The organism is Paracoccus denitrificans, assembly GCF_900100045.1.
GTDB classification, from domain to species: Bacteria; Pseudomonadota; Alphaproteobacteria; order Rhodobacterales; family Rhodobacteraceae; genus Paracoccus; species Paracoccus denitrificans.
Genome location: NZ_FNEA01000030.1, coordinates 1 through 20,322 on the forward strand (window position 1 = coordinate 1; position 20,322 = coordinate 20,322).

Consider the following 20,322-nt stretch of genomic DNA (forward strand, 5'->3'; position numbering starts at 1 on the left):
CCGGAACACCCGGCAGGCGGATCGCGCAACGGCGGTCCCGACCGCCCCAACCGGCCCGCATCCCAAACGGGCCGGACAGGATGCCCGCTGCCGGCAGAGGAGGCCGGCAAAACACCCAAGGGAGGGTAATCAATGTCCAATCCAATGCTCGCCTCGGCGGCCGGGCTGCCGCAGGATGCGGCGAAAGACGCCGAAGTCTCGCCCGACGTGGTGAAGAAGGTGCTGGGCGCCAGCTTCGTCGGCAATTTCGTCGAATGGTTCGACTATGCCTCATACGGCTATTTCGCCACCGTCATCGCCCATGCCTTCTTTCCCGAGATCGCGCCGACCAGCGCATTGCTGGCGACCTTCGCGGTCTTTGCCATCTCCTTCATCATCCGCCCGGTCGGCGGCATCATCTGGGGTGCAATCGGCGACCGGGTCGGCAGGCGCACCGCGCTGTCCTGGTCGATCCTAATCATGTCGGGCGCCACCACCGTCATCGCGCTGCTGCCGTCCTATCACCAGATCGGCATGCTGGCGCCGGTGCTGCTGCTGGTGGTGCGCATGGTGCAGGGCTTTTCCGCCGCGGGCGAATATGCCGGCGCCACCTCGTTCATCGCCGAGTATTCGCCGACCCATCGCCGCGGGCTCTATACCAGCATCGTACCGGCTTCGACCGCCGCGGGGCTGCTGGCCGGCTCGCTGATGTCGGCGGGCCTGTTCTCGCTGCTCACCGAGGCGCAGATGCAAAGCTTCGGCTGGCGCATCCCCTTCCTGCTGGCGCTGCCGCTGGGCTTCATCGGCCTCTATATCCGGCTGCGGCTGGAGGACACGCCGAAATTCCGCGAGCTGGAAAAGACCCATCACGTCGAGGCCACCCCGGTGCGCGAGCTGTTTCGCAACCACCGCCGGCAGGTCGCCATCGCCTTCGGCGTCACCTGCCTCAACGCGGTGGGCTTCTACCTGATCCTCAGCTACATGCCCACCTATCTCTCGACCGAGATGGGCATGGGCAAGGCCCAGGCTTTCCTGGCCACCAGCATCTCGCTGGCCAGCTATATCTTCCTGATCTTCCTGATGGGCATGCTGTCGGACCGGCTGGGGCGCAAGACGGCGCTGATCACCGCCTCGGTGCTGTTCATCGGCCTGACCGTGCCGCTGTTCAGCATGCTCGACGGCGCCAGCTTCGCCACCATCGTGCTGATCCAGATCGCCTTCGGGGCGCTTCTGACCGTCAACGACGGCACCCTGCCCTGCTTCCTGTCCGAGATCTTTCCGACCCGGGTGCGCTATTCCGGCTTCGCCTTCAGCTTCAACGCCGCGAATGCGCTGTTCGGCGGCACCGCGCCCTTCGTCGCGACCTGGTTGATCAGCGCGACCGGCAGCAAGCTGGCCCCGGCCTGGTATCTGGTCGGCGCCGCCGGGCTGGCGCTGATCGCCATGCTGATGGCGCGCGAGACCGCCGGCAAGCCGCTGGAGGACTGATCGCACCGCCCAGGGGGCCGGCCGCAGGCGATCCGCCCGCGGCCGGCCCTTACGATTCCACCGCCGGCAGGAAGGCCCCGTTCAGCGCCAGGACATGATCGTGAACGCGCTGCCCGGCCGGCGACAGCGCCATGTCCTCGCGCCGGATGATGAACCAGTTGCGCTGGATCGGCAGCCCGGCCGCCTTCAGCGCCACCAGCCGGCCCGCGCGCAGTTCCTCGGTGACCGTGTGCTGCGAGATCAGTGCGATCCCCAGCCCCGCGATCACCGCCTGCTTGATGGTCTCGTTCGTGCCCATCTCGACCATGCGCCAGGGCGTGCCGTCCCCGATCCGGTCCAGGAACCGCGTCATCAGGATGCGCGTGCCCGAGCCGGGCTCGCGCGCCAGATAGGTCTCGGCCAGCAGGTCCTGCGGCAGGGCCGGATCGGCGGCGGCCAGCGGGTGGTCGGGGGGCGCGACGATGATATGGGGATGCGGGCCGATGGGCTCGGCCAGCACCGCCGGGCTGCGCGGCGGCCGGCCCATGATCGCCAGGTCCAGCGCGCGCGAGGTCAGCCACTGGATCACCGCATCGCGATTGCCGATGCGCAGCGTCACCTCGACCTCGGGCAGCGCGCGGCGCAGGTCGGCGACAAGGCGCGGCGCGAAATATTTCCCGGTCGAGACCACCCCCAGCGAGACGTTGCCGGTATGGCCGCTTTGCAGCGCCGCCACCCGGCGCGCGCAGGTCTCCAGCGCGATGGCGATCTGCGCCTCGGCCTCCAGCACCGCGCGCCCCTCTTCGGTGGCCAGGAAGGCGCCATGCTCGCCCCGGATCACCATGGGCGCGCCCAGCAGGTCCTCAAGCGCGCGCAGCTGGCTATGGATCGCGGGCGGGCTGAGGCTCAGCAGCCCCGCCGCGCCGGTCAGCGAGCCGCTGTCGATCACCGCGCGCAGCACGCGCAACTGGCGCAGGGTGACGGCATTGATGCGGGCCATTCAGAATTTCCGAAATACATTTTTGCATTATTAAATGTTCCTTAAAATTTCGACATGTCAACAAGAGGGTGGGACTTGCGCCAGAGGAGGGGCCGATGACCGCCGAAACAATCCAGACCGACCGGATTCCCCCGCATCTGCGACCGGCCATGCAGGCCCTGGCCGAGGCCGGCGCCCGGTTGGCCGCGATCATACGCCGGGGCGGCGACCTGGCCCAGCCGGTCGGCACCAATGCGGATGGCGACGGGCAGAAGGCGCTGGACGTGATTGCGGACGACCTGTTTTGCCAGACGCTTGCCGGGGCGGGCGTGCGCTGGCTTGCCTCGGAAGAGCAAGAGCAGGCCGTCGCGCTGGACCCCGAGGGCACGCTGGCCGTGGCCATCGACCCGCTGGACGGCTCATCGAACATCGACACCAACGTCTCGATCGGCACGATCTTCTCGATCTACCCCGCCGAGGCCACGGCCGAGGCCAGCTTCCTGCGCCCGGCCCGCCAGCAGATCGGCGCGGGCTACATCATCTATGGTCCGCGCTGCGCGATGATGGTCACCTTCGGCGACGGCGTGCAGCATTATGCGCTGGACCCCGAGGACGACGCCTTCCGGCTGGTCGCCACGCGGCGGCAGATGCCGGACTGCGCGCTGGAATTCGCCATCAACGCCTCGAACTACCGGCACTGGCCGCAGCCGATCCGGGCCTATATCGACGACTGCCTGGCCGGCAGCGACGGCCCGCGCGAGCAGAACTTCAACATGCGCTGGATCGCCTCGCTGGTGGCCGAAACCCATCGCATCCTGGTCCGGGGCGGCGTGTTCCTTTATCCCTCCGACGCGCGCAAGGGCTATGAGCACGGCCGGCTGCGCATGCTTTACGAATGCGCCCCCATCGCCTTCCTGATCGAACAGGCCGGGGGCGGCGCCACGGACGGCCGCACCGCAATCCTGGAACAGGGCGCCCCGACGCTGCACCAGCGCACGCCCTTCGTCTTCGGCTCGGCCGAGAAGGTCGCCCGCATCGCCGCCTATCACGAACTGCCCGAGACCGAGGTTTCGGCGCTTTTCGGCCATCGCGGCCTGTTCCGGGCCTGACCTGGAAAACCGAGGGACAACCATGAGCAAGAAACACCCGATCATTTCCGTCACCGGCTCGTCGGGCGCGGGCACCACCACGATCAAGAACACTTTCGACCAGATCTTTCGCCGCGAAAAGATCACCGCCGTCAGCATCGAGGGCGACGCCTTCCACCGCTTCGACCGCGCGGCAATGAAGGCCGAGCTGGCGCGGCGAACCGAGGCGGGCGACCATACCTTCAGCCATTTCAGCGTCGAGGCCAACGAGCTTGAACGGCTGGAGCAGGTGTTTCGCCATTACGGCCAGACCGGCACCGGCCAGACCCGGCATTACGTCCATGACGACCGCGAGGCCGAGAGATACGGCACGCCCCCGGGTCATTTCACGGCATGGGAGGATTTCGCGGCGGACTCGGATCTGCTGTTCTACGAAGGGCTGCACGGCGCGGTCAGGACCGATGGCATCGACATCGCCGGGCAGGCGGACCTGAAGATCGGCGTGGTGCCGGTGATCAACCTGGAATGGATCCAGAAGATCCACCGCGACAAGGCCAGCCGGGGCTATTCGACCGAGGCCGTGACCGACGTGATCCTGCGCCGGATGCACGCCTATGTGCATGTGATCTGTCCGCAATTCACCCAGACCGACATCAACTTCCAGCGCGTGCCGGTGGTCGACACCTCGAACCCCTTCATCGCCCGCTGGATCCCGACGCCGGATGAAAGCCTGGTCGTCATCCGCTTCAAGAGCCCGAGCGGCATCGATTTCCCCTACCTGACCTCGATGATCCAGGGCTCGTGGATGAGCCGCGCCAATTCCATCGTCATTCCGGGGCCCAAGATGGACCTCGCCATGCAGCTGATCCTGACGCCGATGATCTTGCGTCTGGTCGGCGAATCGAAACGCGCCTGAAGGGAGGAAGGATGATGAACCAGATGGCAAGGATCGACACCGGGCAAGAGGCGCAGATGGCCAATGCCATCCGCGCGCTGGCGATGGATGCGGTCGAGGCCGCGAAATCCGGCCACCCCGGCGCGCCCATGGGCATGGCCGACGTGGCCGCGGTGCTGTTCAACCGCTTCATGAAGATCGACCCTGCGGATGCGTCCTGGCCCGACCGCGACCGTTTCGTGATGTCGGCCGGCCATGGCTCGATGCTGGTCTATGCGATCAACCACATGCTGGGCTATGACGACATGGACATGGACCAGCTGCGGAGCTTCCGCCAGTTGGGTGCGCGCACCGCCGGCCATCCCGAATACGGCCATGCCAAGGGCATCGAGACCACCACCGGCCCGCTGGGCCAAGGCATCGCCACCGCCGTCGGCATGGCGCTGGCCGAGCGGATGATGAACGCGCGTTTCGGCGACGATCTGGTGGATCACTGGACCTATGTCATCAGCGGCGACGGCTGCCTGATGGAGGGCATCAGCCACGAGGCCATCGACTTTGCCGGCCACCAGCAGCTTGGCCGGCTGATCCTCATGTGGGACGACAACGGCATCACCATCGACGGCGGGACCGACCTTTCGACCTCGACCGACCAGCAGGCGCGCTTTGCCGCTGCGGGCTGGCATGTGCAGGCGGTGGACGGCCATGACCGCGAGGCGGTGGCCGCCGCCATCGAGGCGGCGCGCGAAGACGACCGCCCCTCGCTCATCGCCTGCAAGACGGTGATCGGCTATGGCGCGCCGAACAAGCAGGGCAGCCACGACGTGCATGGCGCGCCGCTGGGCGCCGACGAGATCGCCGCCGCGCGCGCGCATCTGGGCTGGAGCCATCCGCCCTTCGAAATTCCCCAAGACATCCTGGACTCCTGGCGCTCTGTCTCCGCGCGAGGGGCCGAGGCGCGGTCGGCCTGGCAGAAGCGGTTGGAAACGTCCCCAGATCAGGGCCGCTTCAACGCCATGCTGGCCGCGCCCGATGCGGCGGCGCTGCGCAGCGCCATCCGCGACCATACGGCAAAGCTGGCGGCCGACCGGCCCAAGGTCGCGACCCGCAAGGCGTCCGAGATGGCACTGGAGGTGGTGAACGCCACCCTGCCCAACACGGTGGGCGGCTCGGCCGACCTGACCGGCTCGAACAACACCCGCAGCAAGGGCATGGCCTCGGTGACACCCGGCGACCGCAGCGGCCGCTATGTCCATTACGGCATCCGCGAGCACGGCATGGCCGCGATCATGAACGGCATCGCGCTGCATGGCGGGCTGGTGCCCTATGGCGGCACCTTCCTGGCCTTCAGCGACTATTCCCGCCCGGCGATCCGGCTGGGCGCGCTGATGGGGGTGCCGGTCGTCCATGTCATGACCCATGACAGCATCGGGCTGGGCGAGGACGGCCCGACCCACCAGCCGGTCGAGCATGTCGCGGCGCTGCGGGCGATCCCGAACCTGATGGTGTTCCGCCCCGCCGATGCGGCCGAGACCGCCGAAAGCTGGGAGATCGCGCTGACCGCGCCCGCCAGCCCTTCGGTCCTGTGCCTGTCGCGCCAGAACCTGCCTGCCGTGCGGCTGGAGGCCGGCGACGACAACCTGACCCGGCAGGGCGCCTATGTCCTGCGCGAGACCGAGGGCGCGCGCGACGTGACGCTGATCGCCACCGGCTCCGAGGTCGAGATCGCGCTGGAGGCCGCCGACCTGCTGGCCGCGCAGGGCGTGCGCGCCGCCGTCGTCTCGGCCCCCTGCTTCGAGCTTTTCGCCGCGCGCCCGCAGGCCGAGCGCGAGGCCGTGCTGGGCCGCGCCCCGCGCATCGGCGTCGAGGCGCTGATCCGGCAGGGCTGGGACGGGCTGATCCTGCGTCCCGGCGACGGCTTCATCGGCATGGCGGGCTTTGGCGCCTCGGCCCCTGCCCCCGCGCTTTACCGGCATTTCGGCATCACCCCCGAACGTGCCGCCGACCTTGCCAACCAGCTTATCCAGGGAGGAAAGTGATGGCCCTCATCACGCTGCGACAGCTTCTGGACCACGCCGCCGAGCATGGCTATGGCGTGCCCGCCTTCAACATCAACAACATGGAACAGGGCCTGGCCATCGTGAAGGCCGCGGCCGAGGTCGATGCGCCGGTGATCCTGCAGGCCAGCCGCGGCGCCCGCTCCTATGCCGGCGACATCATGCTGAAGCGCATGGTCGAGGCGCTGGCCGAGATGAACCCGGGCGTCCCGATCTGCCTGCACCAGGACCACGGCAACAACCTCGCGACCTGCATGTCGGCGATCCGCCACGGATTCACCAGCGTGATGATGGACGGCTCGCTGCACGAGGACATGAAGACGCCCGCCGATTACGACTACAACGTCGCGGTGACGGCCAAGGTCTCCGAGGCCGCCCATGCCGTCGGCGCCTCGGTCGAGGGCGAGCTGGGCGTGCTGGGTTCGCTGGAGACCGGCGAGGCGGCGGCCGAGGACGGCTCGGGCGCCGAGGGCAAGCTGGATCACAGCCAGCTTCTGACCGATCCCGACCAGGCGGTGGATTTCGTCGCGCGCACGCGCTGCGACGCGCTGGCCATCGCCTGCGGCACCAGCCACGGCGCCTACAAGTTCAGCCGCAAGCCCGATGGCGACATCCTGGCCATGCATGTGATCGAGGCGATCCATGAACGCCTGTCCGGCACGCATCTGGTCATGCACGGCTCCAGCTCGGTGCCGCAATACCTGCAGGACCTCATCAACGAGGCGGGCGGCGAGATGCCCCAGACCTACGGCGTCCCGGTCGAGGAGATCGAGCGCGGCATCCGCCACGGCGTGCGCAAGGTCAACATCGACACCGACTGCCGCATGGCCATGACCGGGCAGTTCCGCAAGGTCGCCCGCGAGCGCCCCGAGGAATTCGACCCGCGGAAATTCCTGATCCCCGCGATGAAGGAACTGACCGCGCTGTGCCGCGACCGCTTCGAGCGTTTCGGCACGGCGGGCCATGCCAGCAAGATCAGGGTCATCCCGATGGACGAGATGGCCCGGCGCTATGCGTCGGGGGCGCTGGACCCGGCAATCACTGGCGCGAAAGCCGCCTGAGAGGAGGAAGCCCGATGAACGAGATGAGCAAATCCGAAATCACCGACAAGAAGAAGCGTTATGCCGCCGGCGTGCTGAAATACGCCCAGATGGGCTATTGGGACGGCGACTACCAGCCCAAGGACACCGACATCCTGGCGCTGTTCCGCATCACCCCGCAGGATGGCGTGGACCCCATCGAGGCGGCGGCGGCCGTGGCCGGCGAAAGCTCGACCGCGACCTGGACCGTGGTCTGGACCGACCGGCTGACCGCCTGCGACCAGTATCGCGCGAAAGCCTACAAGGTCGAGCCGGTGCCGGGGCAGGAAGGCCAGTATTTCTGCTATGTCGCTTATGACCTGATCCTGTTCGAGGAAGGCTCGATCGCCAACGTCACCGCCTCGATCATCGGCAACGTGTTCAGCTTCAAGCCGCTGCTGGCCGCGCGGCTCGAGGACATGCGCTTTCCGGTCGCCTACATGAAGACCTTTGCCGGCCCGCCCACCGGCATCGTGGTCGAGCGCGAGCGGCTGGACAAGTTCGGCCGCCCCCTGCTGGGCGCCACCACCAAGCCCAAGCTGGGCCTTTCCGGCAAGAACTACGGCCGCGTGGTCTATGAAGGGCTCAAGGGCGGGCTCGACTTCATGAAGGACGACGAGAACATCAACTCGCAGCCCTTCATGCATTGGCGCGACCGTTTCCTCTATTGCATGGAGGCGGTGAACAAGGCCACCGCCGTCACCGGCGAGGTCAAGGGCCATTACCTCAACATCACCGCCGGCACGATGGAAGAGATGTATCGCCGCGCCGAACTGGCCAAGGAGCTGGGCTCGGTCATCGTCATGGTGGACCTGATCGTCGGCTGGACGGCGATCCAGTCGATCTCGAACTGGTGCCGGCAGAACGACATGATCCTGCACATGCACCGCGCCGGGCACGGCACCTATACCCGGCAGAAGAACCACGGCATCAGCTTCCGCGTCATCGCCAAATGGCTGCGCATGGCGGGCGTCGACCACCTGCATTGCGGCACCGCCGTCGGCAAGCTCGAGGGCGATCCGCTGACCGTGCAGGGCTATTACAACACCTGCCGCGAGATGGTGAACGAGGTGGACCTGCCGCGCGGCATCTTCTTCGAGCAGGACTGGGGCAACCTGAAAAAGGTGATGCCGGTCGCCTCGGGCGGCATCCATGCCGGGCAGATGCACCAGTTGCTGGACTTGTTCGGCGACGACGTGGTCCTGCAATTCGGCGGCGGCACCATCGGCCACCCGATGGGCATCCAGGCGGGCGCCACGGCGAACCGCGTGGCGCTGGAGGCCATGGTGCTGGCCCGCAACGAGGGCGTGGACCTGAAGACCGAGGGCCCCGAAGTCCTGCGCCGCGCCGCCAAATGGTGCAAGCCTTTGGAGGCCGCGCTGGATGTCTGGGGCAACATCACCTTCAACTATACCTCGACCGACACCTCGGACTTCGTTCCGACCGCGTCCGTCAGCTAAGGGAGGATCACATGCGTATCACTCAGGGCTGCTTTTCCTTTCTGCCCGACCTGACGGACGAGCAGATCCGCGACCAGGTCGAATACATCCTGTCGCGCGACTGGGCGGTCGGGATCGAGTTCACCGACGAACCCCATCCCCGCAACACCTATTGGGAGATGTGGGGCAATCCGATGTTCGACCTCAAGGACGCCAAGGGCGTGATGATGGAGCTGGACGAATGCCGCAAGGCGCATGGCGACAGCTATATCCGCATCAACGCCTTCGACAGCACGCGGGGATGGGAGACGGTGATGATGTCCTTCATCGTCAACCGCCCGAAATCGGAGCCCGGCTTCAGGACATGGCGGATGGAGGCCGACGGCCGGCATATCCGCTATACGCATGAGCTGGTCGGCTGATGGCATGGCCGGACCGGGGGGCCGTCTGCCCCCCGGACCCCCCGAGAGTATTTGGAAAACGGAGAAAGGCCGATGGACGGCGATATGGGCGAGAAGCTGGCGACCGTGGACCTGAAGGCCGAGTATGAATCCTCGGGCGTGCGTGAGATCCTGGACGAGCTGGACCGGGAGCTGATCGGCCTGGCCCCGGTCAAGGAACGCATCCGCGAGACGGCGGCGCTGTTGCTGGTCGACCGGGCGCGGCGCGACCTGGGGCTGGCCTACGAGACGCCGACCCTGCACATGAGCTTTACCGGCAATCCCGGCACCGGCAAGACCACCGTGGCGCTGAAGATGGCGGGGCTGCTGCATCGCCTCGGCTATGTGCGCAAGGGCCATCTGGTCAGCGTCACCCGCGACGACCTGGTCGGGCAATATATCGGCCATACCGCGCCCAAGACCAAGGAAGTGCTGAAGAAGGCCATGGGGGGCGTGCTGTTCATCGACGAGGCCTATTACCTCTACAAGCCCGACAACGAGCGCGACTATGGCCAGGAGGCGATCGAGATCCTGCTGCAGGTGATGGAGAACAACCGCGACGACCTGGTCGTCATCATGGCCGGCTATGCCGACCGGATGGACCGCTTCTTTGCCGCCAATCCGGGCTTTCGGTCGCGCATCGCCCATCACATCGAATTCCCCGACTATACCGACGAGGAACTGGCGCGGATCTCGGCCTCGATGCTGGAGAACCAGGGCTATGCCCTCGACGAGGGCGGGCGGCTGGCGATGGAGGACTATATCCGCCTGCGCCGCGACCAGCCGCATTTCGCCAATGCGCGCTCGATCCGCAATGCACTGGACCGGGCGCGGCTGCGACAGGCCAACCGGCTGTTTTCCGGCGATGCGCCGGTGGATGCGCAGGCGCTATCGACCATCACCGAGGCCGATATCCGCGCAAGCCGGGTGTTCTCGGGCGGGCTCGACATCGACGGCAGCCGCCGGGTGGACGCGGACTGACCGGGACGCCGCTGTCGCAACCGTGACAGCATGCCGCCCCGCCCGGCACCGATCAGGGGTTGAACGGGCGGCACGGGGCGCCATGTTGGAAGGGACCGTTAAGGTCGCTAACGACCCTTTTTCGACAGGTTGAACAGTGAAACGGCTTGGCTCTGACGACGATGCGATGCGGGTGGTCCCGGCATCGGGGACGCCCCGGCGGCTATCCGCGCCGCGGCCCGGACAAGGCGGGACGGGGGTCGGCGGACGGCCCACTCGTTTCGTCGCAGGGTTCTGACATGGCCCGCTCCTTCCTGCCCACGGTTTGCCCGCAATGCGGACGCGACGTGCCGCGCGCCGCCGCCCGGCGCTGCCCGATCTGCCATGCGCCTTTCGATCCGCCCTTCCAGGGCGAAGCCGAGCGGCCTTCCCACGAACCGGGCGGTCGCCGGGAGGATACCTGACGCACCTTGCAGGCCGGCCTTCGCAACGGCCTTTCAGGCTGCGCTGGCGGGCCAGGGGGCGATTTCGGACAACAACTTCCGGGCAAGGGCGGGAGCCGCGCCGCCCCATCGCGCCTGCAGCGCCGCTTCGCCGCCCCGCTGCCAGAGGCGCCAGACCTCGGGTGCGGGGATCGCGCCGAACCAGCCGATGCCGCCGGGCGAGCGGGGGGTGCAGAGCAACTCGCGCTCGGCCAGCAATCCGTCCTCGACCAGGATGGCGGGCTCGATCCGGGGCGCGGTCGGTGCGATGAGCGGGTGATCGTCGGGAAAGTCCCGGCGTGCCGACCAGAAGGGCGCGTCGCGAAAGCGGGTCTCGGCGCGCAGGAAGTCGCGGCCGACGCGCATCTGGTGCAGGCTGCTCTCCCAGGCGCGGCGGATCAGGAAGCGGCGGCATAGCGGACCTGATCCCGGCCGGGCGGCCAGGGTGCGGCGGACGGCGGCGACGGCCAGCGCACTCGATACCGCCCAGAACTGGCCATGCCCCGACAGCGGGTCCATCGCGGCAAAGGCATCGCCGACGCGCAACAGCGCCAGGTCCGCGACCGGGGCCGGCAGCCGCGGCGCCGCTTCGCGCGCCAGCACCGGGCCCGCCGGTGCGGCGCAAAGCGCGGGCTCGGCCTCGACGAGCGCGGCCAGGAGCCGTGCCTGCGGGTCGCCCTCGCCCGCCGCATCCAGCATGGCCTGCGCCCAGACCCGGCCATCGGGCAGCGCCACGCGCCAGAGCCAGCCCCGCGCAAAGGCGGTCAGCCGGATGCCGGGGGGCAGCGCCGCCCGGACCCAGCCCGACAGGGCCACCGTCGCGGGCGCCCGCCCGGCCGTTGCCGGCGCATTGCGACCGCGCGCATCGATCACCAGCGGGGCATGAAGCCGCCGGCCGTCAGACAGCACGGCACCACCCGCCTCGGGCCTGCCGCTGGCGACGACCGGCACCGCACCGGCGGCCACCGCCGCTTGCCGCAGATGCGCATCCAGCGCACCGCGCAGCACCACATGTTCCGCATTGCTGTCGCTGATCCCCGCCCAATCCACCTGCCGCCGCAAGGGCCCGTGGGTATGGGCAAAGCCGCGCAGCAACCCTTGCTGCGCCAGCCAGCGATGCAGGCGCGGGCTGAGCCCCTCGATCCGCGGGCGCTGGCGGTCGGGATCGACCAGCAGCACGCCCAGCCCCTCGCGCGCCGCAAGCCAGGCCGAAACGGCGCCCGCAGGCCCGCCCCCCAGCACGATCAGATCGGCATGGCGTGTCATTCCGGTCCCCCGCGTTGGTCCATCGCCGCTGCGACAATGAGCAGTCTGGCCTCGCATCGGGGGCGATACCTGACATTTCCGGCCAGAGTGGCGCGCCGCGACGATTGGCCGCGTCTTTGGCCGGGAATGACAAGAACGCCGCCGCGCCCGGCGCTTTTCTGGACGGCGAAGCAATCGGGCCCCGCCCGGCCAGCCAGAGGAAAACGCCAGATGAAGCCATTCACCCGAACCGCGCTGGTCTCTGTCTCCGCCCTCGCCTTCGCCGCGCCGGTCCTTGCGGTGACGGGCGAGGAGGTGCTGCAGAACGCCTGCGCCGCCTGCCATGTCCAGCACGAGGACGGCCGATGGGAGCGCATCGACGCCGCGCGCAAGACGCCGGAAGGCTGGGACATGACCGTCACGCGGATGATGCGCAACCACGGCGTCGCGCTGGAACCCGAGGAGCGCGCCGCCATCGTGCGCCACCTCTCGGACACGCGCGGCCTGAGCCTGGCCGAGACCGAGGAGCGCCGCTATATCCTGGAACGCGAGCCGGTGGCCTGGGACGAGGGCCCCGACACGTCGATGACCCAGACCTGCGGCCGCTGCCATTCCTATGCCCGCGTCGCGCTGCAACGCCGCACGCCCGAGGACTGGAAGCATCTGGTCAACTTCCACCTGGGCCAGTTCCCGACGCTGGAATACCAGGCGCTGGCGCGGGACCGCGACTGGTGGGGCATCGCGCAGGCCGAGATCATCCCCTTCCTTGCCAGGACCTATCCGCTGGGCGAGGCGCCGGACGCCTATGCCGACGACGCCTCGGGCGCCTATGTGCTGGCCGGACGGCAGCCGGGGCGCGGCGATTATACCGGCCGGCTGGTGCTGAAGAAGGCAGGCGAGGATTACGAGGTGACCATGACCCTCGACTTCGCCGATGGCAGCCGGAGCTTTTCCGGCACCGGCCGCATCCTCGGCGCCGGCGAATGGCGAGCGACGCTGAGCGACGGGACGGTGACCATTCGCCAGATCTTTGCCCTGCAGGACGGCCGCTTCTCGGGCCGCTGGCACGACGCGGACAGCGACGTGATCGGCGGGCGGCTGGCAGCGGTCAAGGCGGATGCCGCGCCGCAGGTGCTGGCGGTCGCGCCCGCGCGGCTGAAGATCGGCGAGGAAACGCAGCTCCGCGTCGCTGGCACCGGGCTGGGCAGCGACCTGACCCTGCCCGAAGGCGTCGCCGGCAGCGTCGAAAGCGCCGGGAACGGCGTGACCGTGCTGAAGCTGACCGCCACCGGCACGCCCGGGCCGGTCAGCCTGGAATTGGGCGGGCAAAAGGTCGATCTGGTGGCCTATGACCGGCCCGACCGCATCAGCATCGTGCCCGACCTGACCATCGCCCGCATCGGCGGCAATGGCGGCCCGATCCCCAAGGTGCCGGCCCAGTTCGAGGCGATGGGCTGGCTGAACGGCCCAGACGGCCAACCCGGGACCGGCGACGACATCGCCCTTGGCGCCTTTCCGGCCAGTTGGGCCACAGACAATTTCGACGAGGAGGCGGAAAAGATGCAGGACGCGAAATATGCGGGCTCCATCGACGACACCGGCCTGTTCACGCCGGCCGAGGCCGGGCCGAACCCTGAACGCCCGATGCAGACCAACAATGCCGGCAACCTGAAGGTGATCGCCACCGTCGATGCCGAAGGCGAGCCGCTGAGTGCCGAGGCGCATCTTTATGCGACGGTGCAGCGCTTCGTCGATGCGCCGATCCGGTGACGCCATGGGAGCCCTGACCCTGATCCGCCACAACGCCCACCGCGTCGATGTCGACGGCCACGCCATGCTGATGCATGTGCCGACGACCAGCCTGTTCGAACTCGACGGCGTGGCGCGCGACGTCTACGACCTGTTCCGGCGGGCGCCCGCCGTCGACCCCGACCTGATGCGCGCCGAGCTTGGCCCGCGCCACGGCCCCGACACGCTGTCGGAATGCCTGCAAAGCTTTCTGGCACTGGACATCCTGCGCAATGCCGAGGCGGCGGACATTCCGCGCCCGGTGGTGAAGGTCGAGGAGATCCCCCTCTCGACCATCATCCTGAACGTCAACACCGGCTGCAACCTGGCCTGCACCTATTGCTACAAGGAGGACCTGACCACGCCCGCCAAGGGCCAGAAGATGGGCTTCGAGACGGCGAAGGCCAGTTTCGAGCTGCTGCTGAAACAGGCCCATGCGCGCGACCGGGTGAACGTGGTGTTCTTCGGCGGCGAGCCGCTGTCCAACATGCCGCTGATCCGCGAGCTGGTGGCCTATGCCAGGCCGCGCGCGGCAGAGTTGGGCAAGGCGGTCGATTTCTCGCTGACCACCAATGCCACGCTGCTGACGCCGGAACTGGTGGACTGGTTCGACGCGCATCGCTTTGCGCTGACGGTCAGCATGGACGGGCCCAAGGCGCTGCACGACGCGAACCGCAAGACGGTGGGCGGCAAGGGCACCTACGACCTGGTGGCGCGCAACGTGCGGATGCTGCTTTCGCGCTATCGCTCGCGCCCCGTGGGCGGGCGGGTGACGCTGACCCGCGGCGTGACCGACGTGATCGGCATCCACGATCATCTGAAGAACGAGCTGGGCTTTCACGAGGTCGGCTTCGGCCCGGCGACCTCGGGGCCGATCGCGGTCTTCAACCTCGACGCCGAGGCGTTGAAGCGCGCCTTCGAGGACATGAAGACGCTCGGCCGGCGCTATGTCGAGGCCGCCTGCCGGGGCGAGAACATCGGCTTTTCCAACATGCACCAACTGCTGACCGACATCGCGCAGGGCACCAAGAAGGCCGTGCCCTGCGGCGCCGGGCTGGGGATGCTGGCGGTGGACAAGGATGGGGAGCTGCATCTGTGCCACCGCTTCGTCGGCTCGAACCAGCCGACCTATGGCAATGTCGCCAAGGGCATCGACATCCCCAAGCTCGCCGGCTTCATCGAGACCGCGCAGGACCGCAGCGCCTATGGCTGCAAGACCTGCCGGATACGCTCGATCTGCGCCGGCGGCTGCTATCACGAAAGCTATGCGCGGCAGGGCGATCCCTTCGCGCCGGTCTGGCACTATTGCGACCTGATGCGCGACTGGGTGGATTTCGGCATCGAATCCTATGTCCGCATCATGCAGGCCAACCCGTCCTTCTTCCGCAGCCAGTTGGAGCCCCGGATCGCCCGGTCCGGCACAGCAAGGGAGGTTCTCCAATGAAACATCTGACGCCCGCCAATGCCAAGGCAAAGGCCTTTGTCGAAGCCGAGGCCGAGGGCCGCGAGGAGGAGGTCGTGGCGATGAATGCGCTGGTCGGCTGCACCACCTCGTTCGATCCCGGCTGGGAGGTGGACGCCTTCGGCGCCGTCTCGAACCTGTGCCAGCCGATGGAGGCCGACCTTTACGGCTGCGCCGATCCCTGCTGGTGGCCGGCGCAGGTGGCCGACACGCTGAACACCTATCCGAACTGGAGCGCCGGCGCCGACGACGTCATGCAGGACTGGCGCAAGCTGCAATCGGTCTTCCCCGAAACGAAAGGCTCGTCGTGATGCGCAAATCGCTTATGCTCCTGGCATCCGCCGCGGCGATGCTGGCCGGCCCCGCGCTGGCGCGCGACTACATCCTGGCCCCGGCGCGGCCCGACAAGCTGGTCGTGATCGATACCGAGAAGATGGCGGTGGACAAGGTCATCACCATCGCCGATGCCGGCCCGACCCCCATGGTGCCGATGGTCGCGCCGGGCGGCAGGATCGCCTATGCCACGGTCAACAAGTCCGAAAGCCTGGTCAAGATCGACCTTGTGACCGGAGAGACGCTGGGCCGCATCGACCTGTCCACCCCCGAGGAACGGGTGAAAAGCCTGTTCGGCGCCGCACTGTCGCCCGATGGCAAGACGCTGGCCATCTATGAAAGCCCGGTCAGGCTGGAGCTGACGCATTTCGAGGTCCAGCCCACCCGCGTCGCCCTTTACGATGCCGAGACGCTTTCGCGGCGCAAGGCGTTCGAGGCGCCGCGCCAGATCACCATGCTCGCCTGGGCGCGGGACGGCTCGAAGCTCTACGGGCTTGGCCGCGACCTGCATGTCATGGACCCCGAGGCCGGCACGCTGGTCGAGGACAAGCCGATCCAGAGCTGGGAGGCCGAGACCTATGCCCAACCCGACGTGCTGGCGGTCTGGAACCAGCACGAAAGCTCGGGCGTGATGGCGACGCCCTTCTACACCGCGCGCAAGGACATCGACCCGGCCGACCCGACGGCCTATCGCACCGGGCTGCTGACCATGGACCTGGAAACCGGCGAGATGGCGATGCGCGAGGTCCGCATCATGGACGTGTTCTATTTCTCGACCGCGGTGAATCCGGCCAAGACCCGCGCCTTCGGCGCCTATAACGTGCTGGAAAGCTTCGATCTGGAAAAGAACGCCTCGATCAAGCGGGTGCCGCTGCCGCACAGCTATTATTCGGTGAACGTCTCGACCGACGGCAGCACGGTCTGGCTGGGCGGCGCGCTTGGCGACCTTGCCGCCTATGACGCCGAGACGCTGGAGAAGAAGGGCCAGGTCGACCTGCCCGGCAACGCCTCGATGTCGCTGGCCTCGGTGCGGCTGTTCACGCGGGACGAATGACATGCTGCGGGTGGGGGTGATCGACAGCGGCCCCGGCCCCGATGACCGGGCCGAGGACGCCCGCGTCTTCATGGCCGACGGCTCGGCCATCCCCGCCCGGCCCGACCGGCTGGGCCACGGCACCGCCGTCGCCGCGATCATCCGCCGCGCCTGTCCGGGCGCGGCGATCATCCATGCGCAGGTCTTCGACGACCGGCCGGTGACCAGCGCGTTGCGCGTCGCCGCCGCGCTGCGCTGGTTCGGCGCCATGGGCGAGGCGCGGCCCCAGGTGATCTGCATGAGCCTGGGCCTTGCCGCCGACCGCGCGCCGCTGCGCCGGGCCTGCGAGGCGCTGGTGGCCGGCGGCGCGGTGCTGGTCGCGGCGCATCCGGCCCGTGGCGCGCCCTGCTTTCCCGCGGCCTATCCCGGCGTGATCGCCGCCACCGGCGATGCGCGCTGCGGCTGGGATGATCTGTCGCAACTCGCCCCGGCGCTGTTCGGCGCCTGGTGCAACTCGCCCGAGCACGGCCCGCCCGGCATGGGCGGCGCCAGCCTGGGCGCGGCGCGCATCGCCGGCCATCTGGCGGCGATCATGGCAAGGACGGGGCGGCTCGACGAGCCTGCCGCCATCGCCGCGCTGGCGGCGCGCGCAATCCATCACGGCCCGGAACGGAAATGCGGCCATGGATAGGCTGGCCGCGCGCCTTGCCCGGCTGATCTTCGGCCCCGAGGCGGCGGGCTGGCTGGCGCCGGTGATGGCGCGTGCCCTGCCCTCGGGGCTGGTGGTGCTGGCGGCCTCGCTTGCCGCGGCGGCGCTGGGGCTGGCAATGCCGATGCTGACCCGGCAGGTGATCGACGCCGGCATCATGGCGCGGGACATGGGCGCGCTGATCTTCTGGGCCGGGCTGTCCTTTGCGCTCGGCCTTGGCGCGGTGGGGTTCGGCATCGTGAACGGGATGCTGCACCTGCGCGCCTCGGCCCGGATGCTCGCGGACCTGCGCGGCCGGCTGTTCGGCGCGGCCCTGGCGCGCGACCCCGCCTGCCCCGACCTGCCGCTGGGCGAGGCGATGGCGCGGCTGGACGGGGACTGCGCCGAGATCCAGGGCTTTGCCTTCGACACGGGCCTGGTCGCGGTCGGTGCGCTGTTTCGCCTGGCCGGCGGGCTGGGCCTGATGATCGCGCTGGACTGGCGCATGGCGATCCTGCCGCTGCTGGCCGCGCCGTTCGAGCTGTGGTTCCTGTCCCGCGCCCGGCCCCGGACCCGCGCCCTGGCCGAGGAGGTGCGCAACCAGCGCGGCGCGCTTTCCACGCAGATGGCCGAGACGCTGTCGGCCCGCGCCACCCTGCGCGGGCTGGGCGCGCTGGACCAGCGGGCGGCCAGCTTCGGCGCCGCGCAGCAGGCGCAGATCGCCGGGCTGACCCGCCAACGGCTCTGGTCCGAAACGGTGGGCGCCGTCAGCCAGACCATCACCGCGATCCTGCGCGGCATCATCCTGCTGGTCGGGGGCTGGCAGGTGGTGCGCGGGGAATGGCAGATCGGCACGCTGGTCGCCTTTCTCGCCTATGCCGGGATGATGTCGGGGCCGCTGCGCAACCTCCTGGGCCTATACCATGCGCAGGCCCGCGCGCGGGTGGCGGCCGACCGGCTGGGCGCGGTGATCGCCTCGGCCCGCCCCGACGAGGGCGCCGAGCCGCCGCCCGGACCGCTGAGCATCGCCCTGCGCGATGCCCGCGCCGAGGGCGCCGCGCATCATCCGGTGACCGCCACGATCCTGCCCGGCCAGCGCGTGCTGCTGGACGGACCGTCGGGCATCGGCAAGTCGCGGCTGATGGCCGTGCTGACCCGCGACGCACCACTGGCCGAGGGATCGGCGCGGCTAGCGGGCGCGGAGGTCGCGCATCTGCGTCCCTTGCGGCTCGCCGCGCGCGTTATCCACCTGGCGCAGCGCCCGGCGATCCTGCGCGGCACGCTGGCCGAAAACCTGCGCCTTGCCGCGCCGGATGCGGGCGACGCGGCGCTGTGGCAGGTGCTGGAGGCGGCCGACCTGGCCGGCTGGGCGCGGGCCGGGGCGGGGCTTGCCACGCCCATCGGCGAGACGGGGGCCAATCTATCGGGCGGGTTGCGCCAGCGCATCGCCATCGCCCGCGCGCTGCAGCGGCCGGCCGAGGTGCTGATCTTCGACGAAGCCTTCTCGGAGATCGACGATGCCGCCTGCCAGCGTATCCTTGCCGCCATCGAGGCACGGCACGCCGACGCCACCCGCATCTTCATCGCCCATAGCGGCCCGGCGCGCGAGGGGCGCTTTGATCAGCGGATCACGCTGACCTCTTCGGCGCCCATCTTCCTGATTTCGCGCGGCGAGATGCCATACCAGCGCGAGAAAGCGCGCGAAAAAGCGGTCTGATCGGAATAGCCCAGCAGCAGCGCGATCTCTCCGAACAGCCGGTCGCTGCGCACCAGCAGCGCGAAACCGTGGATGCGCCGGCATTCCTCGAGTATCTCGTGAAAGGGCTGGCCCTCGGCCGCCAGCGCCCGGCGCAGCGAGCGTTCCGACATGCCAAGCTCGGCGGCGACATGGCTCTGGTTGACCATGCCGCGATCCATCCGGCTCAGGATCAGCTCATGCACCCTTTGCGCGACCGGGGTCTGCCTGCGCAGCTCGATCAGCGCGCCGTCCAGCCGTTTCGAGCTCGTCATGGCATCGCCCCCCGGCTCGGCGCAAAGCGTGTTGCCCAGCACCCTTGCGGAAAAGACGATGCGGTTTTCGTCCTGGCCGAAGCGCGGCGTGCGGCCCAGATGATGCGACAGCACCCGCAGGTCGCGGTCGGGCCGATGCTCGAAGCACAGGTCCTGGATCGCGCCGTTCGGCACGCCGTAGCGGGCGCAGATGCCGCGGATCAGCCCCAGCGTCAGCTCGGTATCGGCGCGGCGCGGCCAGATGCGCGGATCGAGCACGCGATACGAGACATGCGCCTCGTCGTCGATCACCTCGAACGAGACCCGGCTGTTCGATTGCAGCACCGGAAAGCCGCGGGAAAAGACGCGCAGCGCCTCGCCCAGCGTGCGGCGCGGGGCGACCGCCTCTCCCAGGATGCCGACGGTGGCAAGCTCCATCGCCTCGCCCGACCGCCACGAGCGCAGGCCGTCCGCACTGGCCGCCCGTTCCTGCTCAAGATGATCGACGAAGATTTGCAGCGGCATCGCGGGTGCGGCGGCCGCGCGCGCGGCATCGGCCTCGGTCCCGATCAGCATGAATGCGATGGCTCCGCGAATCCATGACGTCTGCATGGCGTTTCCCGTGGCTGGCGCCGGGTGGCCGCTGTTTCGCACCTTGCCCCGGCTATTTCCCTGTTGCGACAAACTGTAGCATATCGGCGGCGCAATCCCCAAAGAACCTGACCCAAGCGCGGGATCGGCGGGAAATGCCGAAAAATCGTTACAAATCCGATAGTTCCAATGCCTGGCGCCACGATTCCCGGCAGGGCGCAACTTGACATTCCCGGCCAGATTTTCGTCCCGGGCCGCGGGAGCGCATGATTTGGCCGGATTTGGCAAGAATCGCCCGACCCTTCTGCCCCAGACTGGCCCGACCGTT

General features: G+C 68.7%; 18 protein-coding genes. 15 read left to right on the forward strand and 3 right to left on the reverse strand.

Annotation, left to right across the window (positions count from 1 at the left end):
* The first annotated feature begins 132 nt into the window (after positions 1-132).
* On the forward strand, positions 133-1,467 hold the full coding sequence (locus tag BLT64_RS20705; RefSeq protein ID WP_011747988.1) for an MFS transporter: 1,335 nt from the start codon (positions 133-135) through the stop codon (positions 1,465-1,467).
* Positions 1,468-1,516: 49 nt separating this feature from the next.
* Here the strand turns inward: BLT64_RS20705 and cbbR are convergent, their stop codons facing one another.
* The gene (gene cbbR, locus BLT64_RS20710; protein WP_011747989.1) at positions 1,517-2,446 is read right to left on the reverse strand and encodes a LysR family regulator CbbR; all 930 of its coding nucleotides are present in this window, start codon (positions 2,444-2,446) and stop codon (positions 1,517-1,519) included.
* A gap of 95 nt (positions 2,447-2,541) precedes the next feature.
* On the opposite strand from cbbR, the gene BLT64_RS20715 reads away from it, so the two are divergent.
* From BLT64_RS20715 to BLT64_RS26980, 8 genes are all read left to right on the forward strand, one after another.
* A complete protein-coding gene (locus BLT64_RS20715) occupies positions 2,542-3,534 on the forward strand; it encodes a class 1 fructose-bisphosphatase (protein WP_011747990.1) in 993 nt (330 codons plus the stop codon).
* A gap of 22 nt (positions 3,535-3,556) precedes the next feature.
* Complete coding sequence (locus BLT64_RS20720; protein WP_011747991.1) at positions 3,557-4,429, forward strand: phosphoribulokinase; 873 nt, start codon at positions 3,557-3,559, stop codon at positions 4,427-4,429.
* Between the two features lie 14 nt (positions 4,430-4,443).
* Positions 4,444-6,447 carry a transketolase gene (gene tkt, locus BLT64_RS20725; RefSeq protein ID WP_254777248.1) on the forward strand — a complete coding sequence of 668 codons (2,004 nt, stop codon included), beginning with the start codon at positions 4,444-4,446 and terminating at the stop codon, positions 6,445-6,447.
* Positions 6,447-7,526, forward strand: coding sequence for a class II fructose-bisphosphate aldolase (gene fba / locus BLT64_RS20730; protein ID WP_011747993.1), 1,080 nt, complete (start codon positions 6,447-6,449; stop codon positions 7,524-7,526). Before tkt ends, fba begins: the two co-directional genes overlap by 1 nt.
* A gap of 14 nt (positions 7,527-7,540) precedes the next feature.
* Positions 7,541-9,004, forward strand: coding sequence for a form I ribulose bisphosphate carboxylase large subunit (locus BLT64_RS20735; RefSeq protein ID WP_011747994.1), 1,464 nt, complete (start codon positions 7,541-7,543; stop codon positions 9,002-9,004).
* A gap of 11 nt (positions 9,005-9,015) precedes the next feature.
* Complete coding sequence (locus tag BLT64_RS20740) at positions 9,016-9,405, forward strand: ribulose bisphosphate carboxylase small subunit (protein ID WP_011747995.1); 390 nt, start codon at positions 9,016-9,018, stop codon at positions 9,403-9,405.
* Positions 9,406-9,477: 72 nt separating this feature from the next.
* Positions 9,478-10,404: a CbbX protein gene (cbbX, locus tag BLT64_RS20745; protein WP_011747996.1), complete on the forward strand. Its 927-nt coding sequence runs from the start codon at positions 9,478-9,480 to the stop codon at positions 10,402-10,404.
* Positions 10,405-10,682: 278 nt separating this feature from the next.
* Complete coding sequence (locus tag BLT64_RS26980) at positions 10,683-10,847, forward strand: hypothetical protein (RefSeq protein WP_157137431.1); 165 nt, start codon at positions 10,683-10,685, stop codon at positions 10,845-10,847.
* A 33-nt stretch (positions 10,848-10,880) separates the two neighbouring features.
* Here the strand turns inward: BLT64_RS26980 and qhpG are convergent, their stop codons facing one another.
* Positions 10,881-12,131: a flavin-dependent monooxygenase QhpG gene (gene qhpG / locus BLT64_RS20750; RefSeq protein WP_011747997.1), complete on the reverse strand. Its 1,251-nt coding sequence runs from the start codon at positions 12,129-12,131 to the stop codon at positions 10,881-10,883.
* 210 nt (positions 12,132-12,341) lie between these two features.
* On the opposite strand from qhpG, the gene qhpA reads away from it, so the two are divergent.
* From qhpA to qhpF, 6 genes are read left to right on the forward strand one after another with little or no spacing between them, the layout of a single operon-like run.
* On the forward strand, positions 12,342-13,880 hold the full coding sequence (gene qhpA / locus BLT64_RS20755) for a quinohemoprotein amine dehydrogenase subunit alpha QhpA (protein WP_011747998.1): 1,539 nt from the start codon (positions 12,342-12,344) through the stop codon (positions 13,878-13,880).
* Positions 13,881-13,884: 4 nt separating this feature from the next.
* Positions 13,885-15,342, forward strand: a complete 1,458-nt coding sequence (qhpD, locus tag BLT64_RS20760; RefSeq protein WP_011747999.1) for a quinohemoprotein amine dehydrogenase maturation protein QhpD — start codon at positions 13,885-13,887, stop codon at positions 15,340-15,342.
* Positions 15,339-15,671 carry a quinohemoprotein amine dehydrogenase subunit gamma QhpC gene (gene qhpC, locus BLT64_RS20765; RefSeq protein ID WP_011748000.1) on the forward strand — a complete coding sequence of 111 codons (333 nt, stop codon included), beginning with the start codon at positions 15,339-15,341 and terminating at the stop codon, positions 15,669-15,671. The genes qhpD and qhpC overlap by 4 nt, the downstream gene beginning before the upstream one ends.
* Positions 15,671-16,747, forward strand: coding sequence for a quinohemoprotein amine dehydrogenase subunit beta QhpB (qhpB, locus tag BLT64_RS20770; RefSeq protein WP_011748001.1), 1,077 nt, complete (start codon positions 15,671-15,673; stop codon positions 16,745-16,747). Before qhpC ends, qhpB begins: the two co-directional genes overlap by 1 nt.
* Before the next feature lies 1 nt (position 16,748).
* Positions 16,749-17,417 (forward strand): subtilisin-like serine protease QhpE, encoded by a 669-nt coding sequence (qhpE, locus tag BLT64_RS20775; RefSeq protein ID WP_011748002.1) that lies wholly within the window; start codon positions 16,749-16,751, stop codon positions 17,415-17,417.
* On the forward strand, positions 17,410-19,131 hold the full coding sequence (gene qhpF / locus BLT64_RS20780; protein ID WP_011748003.1) for an ABC transporter ATP-binding protein QhpF: 1,722 nt from the start codon (positions 17,410-17,412) through the stop codon (positions 19,129-19,131). The genes qhpE and qhpF overlap by 8 nt, the downstream gene beginning before the upstream one ends.
* Here qhpF and qhpR read toward each other — a convergent pair.
* Positions 19,035-20,015 (reverse strand): AraC-like transcriptional regulator QhpR, encoded by a 981-nt coding sequence (qhpR, locus tag BLT64_RS20785; protein WP_011748004.1) that lies wholly within the window; start codon positions 20,013-20,015, stop codon positions 19,035-19,037. The two genes, qhpF and qhpR, sit on opposite strands and share 97 nt — an antisense overlap.
* Positions 20,016-20,322: the final 307 nt, after the last annotated feature.